This is a genomic window from Lysinibacillus pakistanensis (assembly GCF_030123245.1).
In the GTDB taxonomy this organism is placed as follows: domain Bacteria; phylum Bacillota; class Bacilli; order Bacillales_A; family Planococcaceae; genus Lysinibacillus; species Lysinibacillus pakistanensis.
Genome location: NZ_CP126101.1, coordinates 3,433,477 through 3,448,283 on the forward strand (window position 1 = coordinate 3,433,477; position 14,807 = coordinate 3,448,283).

The following is a 14,807-nucleotide window of genomic DNA, read 5'->3' on the forward strand; positions in this document are numbered from 1 at the left end:
TCGCTAAGTTTTCCTTTGTTTGTAACAAATTCGACATTTCTGTATCTATTGGATAAAATATGTCTTGCTATCACCAATTTTTGGTCTATCTAAAACCATTTAACAATTTAATTTTGCTCTCCATTCTTGTAGTTAGCTTTCCACTATGAACTCTTACCTATACTTAAAAATATTTTTTTCTTCAACGAAAATTTCCTTATTTGTCCTAAAATTCATCAAAATGAATAAGCCATACTATTATCTTAATATATTTTAAATTCTCCTATTTTTAAAAAAGTCATACTACTTTTTTAGAAAAATATTAGGTATCAATTACATCACTTATAAATCTACATAAAAAAGAATCTATCGCTAAAAGCGTATAGATTCTTCATGTTGTTGAAATACTATTATGTCAATGAAATCAATGTGACAAATTAAAAAGTATAGCCTTTTTCAAAACGAGGGGTTGATCTCCGTTCCGACTGAGTGCTTTCCTGGGGGCGTCCGATGAGCCGCTTGGGGCAACAGGAGGTTGGTCACGAAGGCGTTGTCACAGGACGTGACGATTTTAGCCTTCGTTCCCCTAATCTGCTCGCTCCAGGGCCTCATCTGTGACGCTGAATCCCCAAGGAGTCACTCAGTCTACACTCCAATCAACCATTGCTCATAGTATTTTCATTGGCATTTCACATAAATGTATAGTGATAAATTGAAGTCTTAACCATTACTATTTTGTGCAAAAATAAAGCTTTGATAACATTTTCTATACGACAGCAGTAAGTGGCATTATGTTTAGTGACAAAGTAGTTTTATATTTAAAATGTAGCACTATAGAATTGTACCACTATTCTATCCATTTAATGATGGTAAATAACATGCTTTTACTTTACTTTTGAGGGAAGAAAATATTTAAAATTCTACACTATTACAGATTGGAGTGCAAGGCTACTCGACTCCCGTGGGATAGCGAGACAGACGAGACCCTGCACGGAGCGTCAGCGCAGGAAGCGGCTCGTCGCTCGCCCACTGGAAAGCGAGTAGCCTGGAACGGAAATCACCTTCATTTTGACTAAATATTCACAAAGAGTCCCTTGACCATTTAGTTTTTCAACACTATGAAGAATCTATCGCTAAAAGCGTATAGATTCTTAAATAGTTCATAATAAATTTATGATATAATAGCCAATCAATGCTAATAGTCCTAAAACTCCAGAGACTGTATAATACAGTAGCTTCATTTTAATGCCAGACCAAAGCCAAACTCCACAATTTGCTGCAATTAAGCAAAATAAAGCTATATTATTCCCATTGAAATATGTAGTGTAAATTCGAATAGACATACTAAACAATAAAATAGCTGCTAACAAGTGAAAAATAGGTGTTAATAAATTATTTTTTTGTGCCATTCGAAATGCCGTAATGAATAAGATAAGAGCAGCTATTCCTACAATAACTGATAAAACTAACGTTAAAGAGGAAATTGTAAAATAGATCGATAGAAGAGCAATTATGGCAATACATATACCCACTATTAAAAGATACATTTTTCTCTTTTCTGAGGGTAACACTGCTTGCTTATGATGCACAGGATCTAACTCCTCTACATCCGCTCCCTCTGCATAAAGAGCTGCTAAAAAGTCACAGTAATGCTCTGGTAATAGCTTATTCTGCTTCCAAAACAAAATCTCATTTAAGATTATTTTTTTCCGTGGATTTGTCATAGTATTTGCTCCAAACATTGCTTAATAATGGTTGTTATTACAATTTTATCTCACAATTCTTGAAAACACATCTGTAGAAAGTAACAAAAATAGTTGATTTAACTCATGCTAATTATGTATTTTTAAACTCGCTCGATTTATCAATTTATTATTACTTTCATACAAGCTTAAAACGCCCCAGCGTAAAAACTCCCCTTCAAAATCCATAACCTCCACAGAAGATTTGGATGCCCGCTGAATAAGAAAAGACTCATAAGTATTGTGTACCTGACGCTTCGCAAGATAAAAAGGAGCTAGCCAAATAGTTGTCACTAATCAGCTAGCTCCTTTTTTCATGTTTATTCTAAGAAATCTTTTAAACGTTTACTGCGAGAAGGGTGGCGTAATTTTCTAAGCGCCTTTGCTTCGATTTGGCGAATACGTTCACGAGTTACACCAAATACTTTCCCTACTTCCTCTAATGTACGTGTGCGGCCATCATCTAAACCGAAACGTAAACGAAGAACATTTTCTTCACGATCAGTTAATGTATCCAACACATCCTCTAATTGCTCTTTTAATAATTCATATGCTGCATGGTCAGATGGAGATTGAGCTTCAGAATCCTCAATAAAGTCGCCTAAATGTGAATCATCTTCTTCTCCAATTGGTGTTTCAAGAGATACTGGTTCTTGTGCAATTTTTAAAATTTCGCGTACTTTTTCAGGTGTTAAATCCATTTCTTCTCCTATTTCTTCTGGAGATGGTTCGCGACCTAAATCCTGTAATAATTGGCGTTGTACACGAATTAATTTATTAATTGTTTCTACCATATGCACTGGTATACGAATTGTACGTGCTTGGTCAGCAATTGCACGTGTGATTGCTTGGCGAATCCACCATGTAGCATACGTGGAGAATTTAAAGCCTTTACGGTAGTCGAATTTCTCAACTGCCTTAATAAGACCCATATTTCCCTCCTGAATTAAGTCAAGAAATAGCATACCTCGGCCTACATAACGCTTTGCAATCGAAACAACAAGACGTAAGTTTGCCTCCGCTAGTCGTTTACGAGCTTCCTCGTCTCCTTGCTCAATACGCTCTGCTAATGCAATTTCTTGCTCTGCAGACAGTAAATCAACACGGCCAATTTCTTTTAAATACATTCGAACAGGGTCATTTATTTTCACACCTGGTGGTACGCTCAAATCATTTAAATCAAAAGTCTCTTCATTTGCTTCTTCTTTCATTAAGCTTTCTTCTTCAAATTCTTCTTTTCCAATAATTTGAATGTCTTTATGCTTTTCAAGATCTTCAGCAAAATGGAAAACCTCTTCATTTTCTAGTTCATACTGCGCTAACTTCTCTGAAATTTCTTTCATTGAAATTTCACCGTCTGTTTTCGCTTTTTCCTGTAGTAATTTTTTGGCTTCATCTAATGTGATTTCTACTTCTATCTCTTTTGAACGTTCTGACTTGTCCGCCATAAACCTTCCTCCTTCTAAACAACCGAATCGGGTTAAATCGCCGATAACGATTTTCTTAAATGAATAATCTGTTGGGCGATTTCAAGTGCACGTGCATACTCATGCATCTTCTCCGCTTCCTTTGACTCATGCATCTTTTGTTGAATTTCTTGCTCAATTCTATATTTTTGCAACTGGCGTATAGAGTCTGTAACCTCTGCTTCAGCTTGGTCTGGATCTCTCTCTACTAAAGCTGCTTCCATGACAATTTTGCGTAATTCAGCGTCATCTAGTATCTCAACAAACCGCTGATAATCGGGATGACCATATTCCTCATAAAAGCCTACTAAGCGAACAAAAACAGCCATATAGGCATCTCGGACAAATGGCTCCTTTTGCTCACTGCGTAATAACCTGTCCACTACATCTATATTATGAAGCATATGAGCGAGTAATAAACGTTCGGCACGTTCGGCTGCGTCCATAGGCTTTTGCTGCTGCGTGACTGGCATTGAAGGTAGAACGGGCATTTCTGCTTTTGCAGAACGTACCTGACTAGCCTCTAACTTTCGGAATTGTGCATATATCGCTTCTTCCGAGATATTTGTTTCAGTAGATAGCTGCCGTATATACAAATCTCGTTCAACTGGAGAGGATCTACCAATCAGTTGTTCAAGGACTTCTTGAATATATTGAAGCGTATCATTTTCAAATTGAAAGTTCTTATTTCGTCTAGCATGCATCATCATAAAAGCAATATACGCATGTGGGTTTTCCAAAATTTGTTCCTTAAATGCTTGTCCACCTAAACTACGAATGTATTCATCAGGATCTAGCTTATCTGGTAACACCGCAATATTTACTTTCATTCGTTCTGATTGTAGTAGCTGTGCCGCTCTTTTTGCTGCGTCAAAACCAGCATTATCACCGTCATAGCAAATCGTAATCTGCTCTACTAAGCGCTTTAGCTTTGTGATATGCTGATTCGTCAGCGAGGTACCCATTGTAGCTACGGCATTCGCTACACCAACAGAAGTTGCTGCTAAAACATCCATAAATCCTTCCATCAATACTACTTGACGATTTTTTCTGATAGAGGTTCGTGCTTTATCTAGGTTATATAGCACCTCGCTCTTTTGAAAAATTGGTGACTCTGGACTATTTAAATATTTTGCCTCTTCACCAGTTGATGAAAGTATTCGTCCTGAGAAGGCAATAATTTTACCGTTCTCATCTCGAATGGGAAACATAATACGTCCTCTAAATCGATCAAAATAGCGTTCCTCCCCTTCTCGCTTGATGACTAAACCACTTTCTGCGATTTCTTGTAAGTTATAACCTTTTCTTTCAAGCAATATCGTTAATGCATCAAAGCTTGGGAGAGACCATCCAATGCTATTAGATTCGATAAGTTCCCTTGTAAATCCTCTTTCTAGCAAATAATTTAAAGGTTCTTCACCATCTTCTGTGTTCAATAGTAAATGATGGAAAAAATCAGCTGCAAAAGCGTGTGCTTCTTTCATCCTTTCTTCCGCTTTAGATATCTTTTTTGTGACGTCAGGTAAGGTTGGTCCAACATCTAAATGTATGCCGGCACGTTCACCAAGTTTCACGACTGCCTCAGGGAACGGAATCCCTTCAATGTCCATGATAAAGGTAATAGCATTACCACCTGCACCACAACCAAAGCAATGAAAAATTTGTTTGTCTGATGACACAGAAAAAGACGGTGTTTGTTCTCCATGAAAAGGACAGAGACCAAACCAATTGCGCCCACGTTTTGTAAGCTGCATGTATTCGCTTATGACATCAACAATATCCGATTGTGTACGAATCTGTTCAATCACTTCTTCTGGAATCTTCCCTGCCAAATTCATCACCATCTTTAATTTACGTTCTAAAACACAATTCGCTATCCGTTTTAAAAATCCTTTAATTCTCGACAAAAAAATAGGATTTTTCTCTTTTTAAATATTTTTACCACAATTTTATTATTATAAAACAAAAATTAGTTTTTATCTATACTATTTTCTAAAAGCGACTCAAAAAAACCGCCCCATACTACCGAGGTGGTTTTATCTAAGATCCATGCTTATTTACAGGTCGAGATATGTTCAATAATAACATTTGCTGTTTCCTCTACAGCCTTGTTCGTCACATCAATAACCTTACAGCCAATTTTCCCGACAATTTTTTCAAAATGCTGGATTTCTTCTAATATACGATTATGCTGTGCATAGATAGCATCATCATTCAAGCCAAGAGTCATTAATCTTTCTTTTCTAATCGAGTTTAATTTTTCAGGAGAAATAATTAAACCGAAACATCTTTTGGCATCAATCTGGAATAGTTCTTCAGGTGGTTCCACTTCTGGAACTAATGGAACATTCGCCACCTTATAGCGTTTATGTGCTAAATATTGTGATAAAGGTGTTTTGGAGGTACGTGAAACACCTACAAGTACAATATCCGCCTGTAATAATCCACGTGGATCTCTGCCATCATCGTATTTTACTGCAAATTCAATAGCCTCGATTTTTTTAAAATAATCATCATCCAACTGGTGAACAATCCCTGGTGCCTCTAACGGGAATTCTTCCATAAAGGTAGCCATTGTTTTTAATGCAGGTCCTAAAATATCAACAGCATGTATTTTTTCCTGCTCACACAGCTCCTGCATCAGTAAACGCATTTCCTGTCGAACTAGTGTGTATACAATAAATGCCTGTTGCTTTGCTGCAAGACAAACAATTTTTTGGATAAGCTCCTCTGATTGAATATATGGAAAACGTCTAATAACTGTGTTCTCCAAACCAGGTCGAAACTGGCTAATAACTGCTTTCGCTACTTGATCACCAGTTTCACCAACTGAATCAGATACAACAAAAACGCGTAATCTTTTCATGCTGCACTCCTTCAAAATTTAGACATTCTGTGCGAGTGATAAGAAAGCACGTGTAATCGTCGTTTTTGTAAGACGGCCTACAATTGTTAAGCCACCTTCCTGTGGTTCTACTACAGGTAGCGAATCAACTTCTCGCTCAATTAACTTATTTGCCGCAACAACTAAAGAATCTGATCGCTGACAGTACGAAATATTAGGCATGCGCGTCATAATAATATGTACAGGAATTTTGTTTAGATCCTGCGTGCCAATACTTGTACGTAGTAAATCCTTCCGCGATAGTACACCTGTCAGAAACTCATTCTTATCCACGACAAAGAGTGTACCAACATCCTCCGAAAACATAAAGCAAATCGCATCATAAACAGTCATTGTTTCCGGTACAACTACGGGTCCTGAATGAAAATCTTTCACTTTTAAATTGTTAATACTATCCGTTAATGTAACGGACGCTTTTTTTCCTGAATAGAAATAACCAACTCTTGGTCGTGCATCTAAAAAGCCCGCCATTGTGAGAATAGCCAAATCTGGTCTTAAAGTCGCTCTTGTCAGATTGAGACGCTCTGCAATATGTTCGCCTGTAATTGGCCCATTTTCTTTCACAATTTGTAAAATGTCTTCCTGACGTTTATTGAGTTCGATTGGACTCACCGCCTCAAATCTAATAGTGTTATACTTATGCTCAATTATTATATACTATTTTAATAATTATTGCGAATTAAAGAACTACATGCTACAATATTGACACATACGCTTGCTCTATATGTATTTTCGAGCAATATTGCGTTATATACAGGCGATGATGGGAAAAAAGTATCTGTTCCATTTAATAGCGAGTAGAAGATGGTGAAAGTCTACACAGTGACAGAGAAAAGGCACTCCCTGAGCTAACCTTTTAAAAAGAGGTTTTAAACAGTTTGTTTAAAACAATCAGGGTGGAACCGCGGGTATTAGCACTCGTCCCTGGGCATCTATTGTGCCCGGAGACGGGTGCTATTTTCATTTAGGCTTAGTCTAAGTGAAAAGAGACTTTGGCGTTTTACCGCAAAAGACAAAGTGAAAAATTTGAAGGAGGCTATATTATGGCTAACAAATCAATGGAAACAATCGTATCATTAGCAAAGCATCGGGGTTTTGTGTTCCCAGGGTCTGAAATTTACGGAGGCTTAGCTAACACTTGGGATTATGGTCCATTAGGTGTAGAACTAAAAAATAATATTAAAAAAGCATGGTGGCAAAAATTTGTTCAAGAATCTGAGCACAATGTCGGACTAGACGCTGCCATCTTAATGAATCCTAAAGCTTGGGTGGCTTCTGGTCATGTTGGTAACTTTAATGATCCTATGATAGATTGTAAAGCGTGTAAGGCACGTCATAGAGCAGATAAAATCATTGAGGACGCTGCGTTAGCAAAGGGCGATGAAATCATTGTAGATGGTATGACATTTGATCAAATGAAAGAAACAATGATTAAGTATGATGTGGTATGTCCTGATTGTGGTAAGGCTGATTTCACAGATATTCGTCAATTCAATTTAATGTTTAAAACATTCCAGGGTGTTACAGAGTCTTCTACAAACGAAATTTATTTACGTCCTGAAACTGCACAAGGTATTTTCGTGAACTTTAAAAATGTTCAACGCTCTATGCGTAAGCGCACTCCTTTTGGTATTGCACAAATCGGTAAATCATTCCGAAACGAAATTACTCCAGGTAACTTTACTTTCCGTACTCGCGAATTTGAGCAAATGGAGCTTGAGTTTTTCTGTAAGCCTGGCGAAGACCTTGAATGGCATGCATACTGGAAAGAATTTTGTAAAAACTGGTTATTGAATTTAGGGATGAAAGAAGAGTCTATGCGCCTTCGCGATCATGAGGAAGATGAATTATCACACTATTCGAATGCTACTACAGATATCGAATTTAAATTCCCATTTGGTTGGGGTGAGCTTTGGGGTGTAGCTGATCGTACAGATTACGATTTAAAACAGCATATGGAGCACTCTGGTGAGGACTTTACTTACATTGACCCAGCCACAAACGAACGCTATGTTCCATACTGTATTGAACCTTCTTTAGGTGCTGACCGTGTGACATTAGCATTCCTGTGTGATGCATATGACGAGGAGGAGCTTGAAGGTGACGATAAGCGTACCGTTTTACGCTTCCACCCTGCTCTTGCACCATTTAAAGCAGCAGTCCTTCCACTTTCTAAAAAGTTATCTGATGAGGCTACAAATGTATGGGCAGAACTTCGTAAGGCATTCCCAGTTGACTTTGATGAATCCCAATCAATCGGTAAACGTTACCGCCGTCAGGATGAAATTGGTACACCATTCTGTATCACATATGACTTTGACTCACAGGAGGACGGTCAAGTAACGGTACGCCACCGCGATTCTATGTCTCAAGTGCGTATGCCAATTGCTGATGTGAAGGCATACATTGAGAAACATCTACAATTCTAAATATCAATTTTGCCTTGGCGTAATTGCGTCCAGATTTTGATAAAAGCATTGTAAAAGGGAGCTGAAATTTCAGCTCCCTTTTGGCTATGCCTTTAATTTAAAAAACAAGCGCTCCTGCATCTTCTCCTCAAAGGAGAACCGTTTCATGCTCATTCCCACCAAACTTACTAATAATTCCTCAATATCTGAAAGAGAATAATAAAGGAATGTACCCTCTCGCATAGGACGAACTCGTTTTTCTACCGTGAGCTCATCTTCAATAAAATAAGCTACATTTACATCACAATGTTCCATTAATTGCGTAATTCGCTGATCGTCCCCTGGATTTATGAAGAATGGAACGATTTTATCAATATACAAAATACTCTGTACAAGTTTTATGAAAAAGTTTTCACGAAGCGAGGTTTCTACAACTAAAATAGTTGTTTGCTCATGATGATAATCCATGTATAAAACATTTAATTGTTCTTCCAATAATTTTTTAAGAATACTAATAGAGTTTCTATATTTTGTCATATCCGTCTGAATTTCTCTAGTCAATAAACGTAGAATTCGAAAGGCAGGTAAGAAGATTTTTAAGACTATCTCTTTTGGATGTAAATGATCAATTAGTTTTTTAAAGTGTATTCTTAAGTTAGTCTCGTCACAGCGAATTAATTGCTCAACAAATAAATTAAATATTTCCTCAAAGCTATCTGCACGATAATCAATCATTTTCATAATTTTCACACTATAATTTAAAGGTAGATTCATAGATGTTTGTTCATCCAATAATTTAACTTTCGGCAACGTAGGGAATAAATCATAGACAAGCTCAACTTGCGCACTTCGATTATCCGATAATAAGACTACTGAGTTAACAGGATAGATTCCTAAACATTCCACGAATTTATGCATGAACATTTCGTTATATAATTGCCGATCGCGATATAAAACGGCTAATGCATCCGTTGCTGCATACCCTGTATGATAAACACGTTTTGATGTCATTGCTGAATATACATCTATGATTTGCAATAATTGAACCCCTTCACTCATTTCATCTGCGCATAGTTTATTTGGATAGCCTTTACCAGCAAAGCGCTCATGGTGATCTCTTGCCAGATAGGCAATCTCTTCTTCTCCATTTTCAACAAGTAATTCATACCCTTTAGTTGTGTGTGTTTTAACAACCTCAAATTCATCTTCTGATAACTTTCTTTTCAGATTTAGAATTTCTTGAGGAATAAAAACTTTGCCAATATCATGGAACAAATACCCTCGTGCTAATGTTTCGATATCAGCTAACCCTAGGTAACGTGCAAAGATAGTGCCTAAAACAAATACATCAAATGAATGGACAAAGGAATACTCATCCCATTCTCTTAAACGCATAAGTAAATCGTAGCGATGTTTCTCTTCTAAAATTTTTTCAAAAACACCCCTTACATAAGCAGTGTCCTGCATGCTTTTTAAAATTTGACCATAGCGTAATTCATGGACAACATTCTCCAATGTCGTCATAAATAGCGTACTTACTTTTTCTTTATACTCATCTACTTCATTTTCTTTAGCCATTAGTGGGGCAAAGACATCCTCATACTCCCTTGTTCGCTGAACACTTAAATCATGGACAATCCGAACTGAATCTGATGGTAAATAGACAGCTAATTCATCTACTTTTCTAAGTTTAAGTAAAGCAATAATCCGATCCGTTAAAACTAACTCTTTTTTAGCTAATAATTGATACTCGGAAAAAATATCCTCAGCCAAAATATCATTTGCTTCAACTTCATCAATACTTAATGTTACTTTTCTTAGCATATTTTTTGCCACATACGCAATGTTCTAGCATTATGTGACTCCCTCCTTCTTCCATAGGACTGCGTTGTTCTAAAAAACATCTTTGCTGATAGAGGCATGTTTTACATTTTATATGCATGTCAGATCTATATGAATTGGACTAGTTTTTTATGGATATTAAATGTATAAATTATACCGAAATAGTTTTAATGTCATAACCTATATTTATTACAATATCATAGGTTAAAATGCCTTTTCAACTAGTATATGGGTCTTGAATGATTAGTTAATACTATGACTATATTAAAAACTAATTAAAAAATAAATCTTTAAACCTAATACCTCCATATAATATCTGCTATTAATGACGCGATTATAATGCTAAAAGAACTATAAAAAACGAATTATAAATACATTTATATAAATTTTAAATAAAAATATTTCAAAAATTTTATTTCTTAAAAAAACTAAATTTTTGTTTTTTATGCTATTTAATGCTCAATTTATCCTACTATTTTCTGTCAAGAATTTCATATGACAAAATAATTAACAAATATCCCCGTTTATAAGTGATTGAGTACTCACTTAAAGGATAACATTTCCTCTATTCTCACTACATACATTTTGATATAAATAAAGTATTATAGTTAATCTTAAATGTTAATGAACAAGAATTTAACATTGCACGATCATTCCAGTCTAAAATTATTCACTCGTCCGGAAGTTTGAATTTATAAATGGAAGGATTTTCAAAAAACAAGATAATACTATAAAAATTTTATTTTCACTATTTTGGAGGAAATCACTTGAAGACCCATCGTTTCTATCAAATTGCAATGGCCTCAGCATTAGCCACAAGTGCAATTGTAATTACACCCTCAGTAAATGCTGCGACTATTTTCCCTGACATCAATGCTTCAACAGAAGAAGGTCAAGCCATCATCAATTTAGCACAGCGTGGCATTATTTCAGGCTACCCAGACGGCACTTTCAAACCTGCTAACCCAATCACACGTACCCAAGCCGCAAAAATTTTAGCTGGTATGCTAAAGCTAGACACCGTACATGTTAAAAATCCTCATTTTAAGGATATCAAACCTGGTGATGAGAATTATGGCGCCATTGCAGCTTTAGCTAATGCAGGCATCATTAGTGGCTCGAATGGTTATTTTCACCCAGCTAATAATATTACACGCGGGCAAATGTCAAAAATGATTGTAAAGGGCTTCGATTTAACCATCACTGATGACATCGACATTCCATTTTCTGATGTAAAGGCAGGAAGTGAATATGAACCGTTTATCAAAACGCTTTTTGCCAATAGCATCACAAAAGGTACAACCCCTACTACCTTTAGTCCACAAAGCAATGTGAAACGCTCCCAATTAGCATCGTTTGTAGTTCGTGCAGAACATGTACAAGAGAACACAACTGTTTTTGCTAGTCAATACAGTCAGGACTATATCTTTGCTTCTTACGGCGGTATTGAGCCTGCAGAGGATATTTTTACATGGGATGAAGAAGAGGATATGACGGAGTCCATCACTATTAAACCGTTAAAAGAGGGAACAGGAAAATTAGTCATAACAGGCTTTAATGAAAAAACAGAGGAATTTATAGATATCTTTTACATTGTGCATGTGAACAATGTAAATGGAAAACTACAAACAACTTTACAAGAAGTAGAGGAAGAAGATTATGTAGAGAGCTTACCACTTAACTTAATGGAAAGCGATTTGAATTTTATCCCTACTGAAGTAAGTATTCAAACTACAGATGGACAAACTTTATCACCAACAGCCTATGAATTTAAAACAAACAACCAATCGGCCTCCATTTCCATCTTTAAAAATGGGCAATATTTATTAACATTTTCCAACGGCACTCAACAACAAGTGATGGCAGCTGAAGTTACTACGTATGATTTTGTACGAAGTATCGATTTGTATCAAATGGCAGATGAATTAGTTTTTTCAAGCGATCAACTATCGTTTGAGCCAAAAAATGTTGCTTTAGAAAAGATAGATTTAGAGTCTGCAGCAGTAAAAGCGACCATAGAGGATAATCAAGTGAAGGTTACACCATTAGCAGAAGGCACCGCTATTTTGCATATTACAGGTAAAAACGGTGAAACGGTCTACCTCTATATAGAATTCACGAAAATTGCTGATAAATGGGCTACCTATTATGAGTTCAATCATGATGAAGAAGAAATTTAATATTTAAAAATGCCACAAGATCCAATTAAGGGTCTTCTGGCATTTTTTCTGCATCCACATTTGTTCTCAATTGCAATTCTGGCGTTCTTTCAAGCTGCTCGATAAATTTTTTAGTCTTAAAGCGAATACCTGTTTGTTCCTCATAAATGGTTGTAATAATTTTTTTGATAAAATATTTTGTTTCTTTTTTTAAGTCTAGCTTCCCAATCTGATCAATAGGTACAGTGTAGAACATTCGAATGAGCTTCAATTGCGTTGGTGTTAGACGGATAATGTAAGGATCATGCTGATAACATCGATGACATAAAAAGCCCCCCTGCGCAAAGGAAAAAGCAAATTCTCCATCTACTGCCCCACAAGTAGAGCAAGCATGTAAGATAGGCTGTACACCTGTATACGGTAACATTTTCCATTCAACAAACAATGTAATAGCTTCAGGATCATAGCCTTCCTCAATTGCTTGCAATGCTTGTAAAAGGACATCAAATGCATAAGGTTCAGCTTTTCCTTCTTCCACTACTCGCTCAACAAGCTCCATGATATAACTTGCATATGCTGTTGCCATGATATCTTCACGTATATGTCTCATTGAATTGAGATGCTCACCTTGTTGCAATGTTCCCATGCCTGTATGATGCTGAACCATAAACATACCGTATGTAAACGGTTGTGTCACAGATGCCAGTCTACTCGAAGGCTTTTTGGCACCTCTTGCCATTGTTGCCACCTTACCTGCTTCTCTTGTTAGTAAAGTTACAATTTTATTGGATTCTCCGTAAGCACGTACCTTTAAAACAATCCCTTCCCATTTATGTAGCACCAGCCTTCCTCCTTTCAACAAATTCCCCATGAATCGAGTAGGAGACTAGCCATTAATTGACTAGTCGACCTCTCACACCACCGTACGTACGGTTCCGTATACGGCGGTTCAATCCCTTAAGTATCTGAGCTCATAAAGCTGGGTTATATCTTTCAATCCCCACTTTGTGAGCTTTTCATTTGTTATCGCTCGATGGATAATCTCGTTTCTCGATAGTCGCCAATACCCTTTTCTCGAATAGGCTATTTTCATCGCATCATCATGGTCAATTCCATATTGACGTAGTTTCGCATATTTCGTTTTTGGTTTCTTCCATCTCTTCAAGATGAGTTGACGCAATCGATGGTTTAACCAACCTTGTGTTTCTTTTATGAAGGCTTTCATATTGGCAATTCCATAGTAATTAATCCATCCAACCGTTGTTTGATTGATTCTTTTCGCAATCTCTTCAAACGTTCCTGCTATTTTTCGATTCGTTAATTTTCTTAATTTATCTTTGAATCGTTGTTTAGCAGATTTACTCGGTCGGCATCCAACTTTCCCTTTAAGTTTTGTATGTTAAAACCTAGGAATGTAGCGCTTGTTGCACCGCATACTTTACTTTTCTTTTCATTAATCGTTAGACCTAAATTTTCTTCGATATATTTCTTCACACTTGCCATGACACGTTCTCCCGCTCTAGGCGTTTTCACGTATATCACAAAGTCATCCGCGTATCGGATAAAACGATGTCCTCGTTTTTCCAGTTCTCTATCTAGTTTATTTAAGTAAACATTTGCTAGAATAGGAGACAGCGGACCACCTTGCGGAGCTCCCTCCGTTGTTTCAACGTAAGTATCTTTATCAAGAATACCTGAACGTAAGAATTTCCAAATGAGTTTGAGGACAATCTTATCTGTAATGAATTCTTCTAGATACGCTCTTAGTCGTTGGTGATGGATTGTATCAAAATAGCTTTTTAAATCACAGTCCACCACCGTTCGATATCCTTCTTGATAGTATTGTTCGGCGAGTTCGATTGCTTGATGTGCGTTTCTTCCTTTCCGGAAGCCGAAACTTTTCTTTGAAAAATGCGGATCAATGATTGGATCAATTACTTGTAGAATCGCTTGTTGGACTACCCGGTCGAGTACGCAAGGAATCCCTAAATATCTCTTCGTGCCATCCGATTTTGGAATAGCCACCCTTTTCACTGGTTGCGGTTGGTAAGTGCCATCTCTTAGCTTGATTTTGAGTGGCTCAAAATGTTTCCGCAGGTGAGATTTTAGTTCGTGAACTGTTATTCCATCTACGCCCGGAGCCCCTCCATTTTCTTTTACCTTTTTATAAGCTCTCCATAAATTGCCGTTGGTAACGATTCTATCGATTAAATGGATACCATCTTGTTTCTTCATTTCCATGTCTACATCCCTACACACTCTTATATACTCTTTCACTTCCAGCTTAACCCTCTATAAGTAGCCAT

General features: G+C 36.8%; 12 protein-coding genes. 2 read left to right on the forward strand and 10 right to left on the reverse strand.

Annotation, left to right across the window (positions count from 1 at the left end; genetic code table 11):
* Nucleotides 1-1,139 precede the first annotated feature (1,139 nt).
* From QNH24_RS17090 to ccpN, 6 genes are all read right to left on the reverse strand, one after another.
* Nucleotides 1,140-1,703, reverse strand: a complete 564-nt coding sequence (locus QNH24_RS17090; RefSeq protein WP_054770940.1) for a hypothetical protein — start codon at nt 1,701-1,703, stop codon at nt 1,140-1,142.
* Between the two features lie 108 nt (nt 1,704-1,811).
* Nucleotides 1,812-2,015, reverse strand: coding sequence for a hypothetical protein (locus QNH24_RS17095; protein WP_283868737.1), 204 nt, complete (start codon nt 2,013-2,015; stop codon nt 1,812-1,814).
* 26 nt (nt 2,016-2,041) lie between these two features.
* A complete protein-coding gene (rpoD, locus tag QNH24_RS17100; RefSeq protein WP_283868738.1) occupies nt 2,042-3,169 on the reverse strand; it encodes an RNA polymerase sigma factor RpoD in 1,128 nt (375 codons plus the stop codon).
* Between the two features lie 32 nt (nt 3,170-3,201).
* Complete coding sequence (dnaG, locus tag QNH24_RS17105) at nt 3,202-5,031, reverse strand: DNA primase (protein ID WP_283872878.1); 1,830 nt, start codon at nt 5,029-5,031, stop codon at nt 3,202-3,204.
* Nucleotides 5,032-5,240: 209 nt separating this feature from the next.
* Nucleotides 5,241-6,053 (reverse strand): pyruvate, water dikinase regulatory protein, encoded by an 813-nt coding sequence (locus QNH24_RS17110; RefSeq protein ID WP_283868739.1) that lies wholly within the window; start codon nt 6,051-6,053, stop codon nt 5,241-5,243.
* An 18-nt stretch (nt 6,054-6,071) separates the two neighbouring features.
* Nucleotides 6,072-6,704 carry a transcriptional regulator CcpN gene (ccpN, locus tag QNH24_RS17115; protein ID WP_054770938.1) on the reverse strand — a complete coding sequence of 211 codons (633 nt, stop codon included), beginning with the start codon at nt 6,702-6,704 and terminating at the stop codon, nt 6,072-6,074.
* A gap of 431 nt (nt 6,705-7,135) precedes the next feature.
* Between ccpN and QNH24_RS17120 the strand changes: the two genes are divergently transcribed.
* On the forward strand, nt 7,136-8,521 hold the full coding sequence (locus QNH24_RS17120) for a glycine--tRNA ligase (RefSeq protein WP_283868740.1): 1,386 nt from the start codon (nt 7,136-7,138) through the stop codon (nt 8,519-8,521).
* Between the two features lie 84 nt (nt 8,522-8,605).
* Here the strand turns inward: QNH24_RS17120 and QNH24_RS17125 are convergent, their stop codons facing one another.
* On the reverse strand, nt 8,606-10,324 hold the full coding sequence (locus tag QNH24_RS17125) for an HD-GYP domain-containing protein (protein WP_283868741.1): 1,719 nt from the start codon (nt 10,322-10,324) through the stop codon (nt 8,606-8,608).
* A gap of 785 nt (nt 10,325-11,109) precedes the next feature.
* Here QNH24_RS17125 and QNH24_RS17130 point away from each other — a divergent pair.
* Nucleotides 11,110-12,522, forward strand: coding sequence for an S-layer homology domain-containing protein (locus QNH24_RS17130; RefSeq protein WP_283868742.1), 1,413 nt, complete (start codon nt 11,110-11,112; stop codon nt 12,520-12,522).
* Between the two features lie 25 nt (nt 12,523-12,547).
* Here QNH24_RS17130 and recO read toward each other — a convergent pair whose 3' ends face one another.
* From recO to ltrA, 3 genes are all read right to left on the reverse strand, one after another.
* Nucleotides 12,548-13,342, reverse strand: a complete 795-nt coding sequence (recO, locus tag QNH24_RS17135; protein ID WP_283868743.1) for a DNA repair protein RecO — start codon at nt 13,340-13,342, stop codon at nt 12,548-12,550.
* A 108-nt stretch (nt 13,343-13,450) separates the two neighbouring features.
* Entirely contained in the window at nt 13,451-13,807 is a 357-nt protein-coding gene (locus tag QNH24_RS17140) for a group II intron maturase-specific domain-containing protein (RefSeq protein WP_283872730.1), read from the reverse strand.
* A 20-nt stretch (nt 13,808-13,827) separates the two neighbouring features.
* Nucleotides 13,828-14,736 carry a group II intron reverse transcriptase/maturase gene (gene ltrA / locus QNH24_RS17145; RefSeq protein WP_283868744.1) on the reverse strand — a complete coding sequence of 303 codons (909 nt, stop codon included), beginning with the start codon at nt 14,734-14,736 and terminating at the stop codon, nt 13,828-13,830.
* Nucleotides 14,737-14,807: the final 71 nt, after the last annotated feature.

Excerpts from the sequence above, each read along its gene's own strand:
- QNH24_RS17090 (WP_054770940.1), bottom strand. The coding sequence starts at position 1,703 with ATGACAAATCCACGGAAAAAAATAATCTTAAATGAGATTTTGTTTTGG.
- dnaG (WP_283872878.1), bottom strand. The coding sequence starts at position 5,031 with ATGGTGATGAATTTGGCAGGGAAGATTCCAGAAGAAGTGATTGAACAG.
- QNH24_RS17120 (WP_283868740.1), top strand. The coding sequence starts at position 7,136 with ATGGCTAACAAATCAATGGAAACAATCGTATCATTAGCAAAGCATCGG.
- QNH24_RS17125 (WP_283868741.1), bottom strand. The coding sequence starts at position 10,324 with ATGCTAAGAAAAGTAACATTAAGTATTGATGAAGTTGAAGCAAATGAT.
- ltrA (WP_283868744.1), bottom strand. The coding sequence starts at position 14,736 with ATGAAGAAACAAGATGGTATCCATTTAATCGATAGAATCGTTACCAAC.
- QNH24_RS17110 (WP_283868739.1), bottom strand. The coding sequence starts at position 6,053 with ATGAAAAGATTACGCGTTTTTGTTGTATCTGATTCAGTTGGTGAAACT.
- rpoD (WP_283868738.1), bottom strand. The coding sequence starts at position 3,169 with ATGGCGGACAAGTCAGAACGTTCAAAAGAGATAGAAGTAGAAATCACA.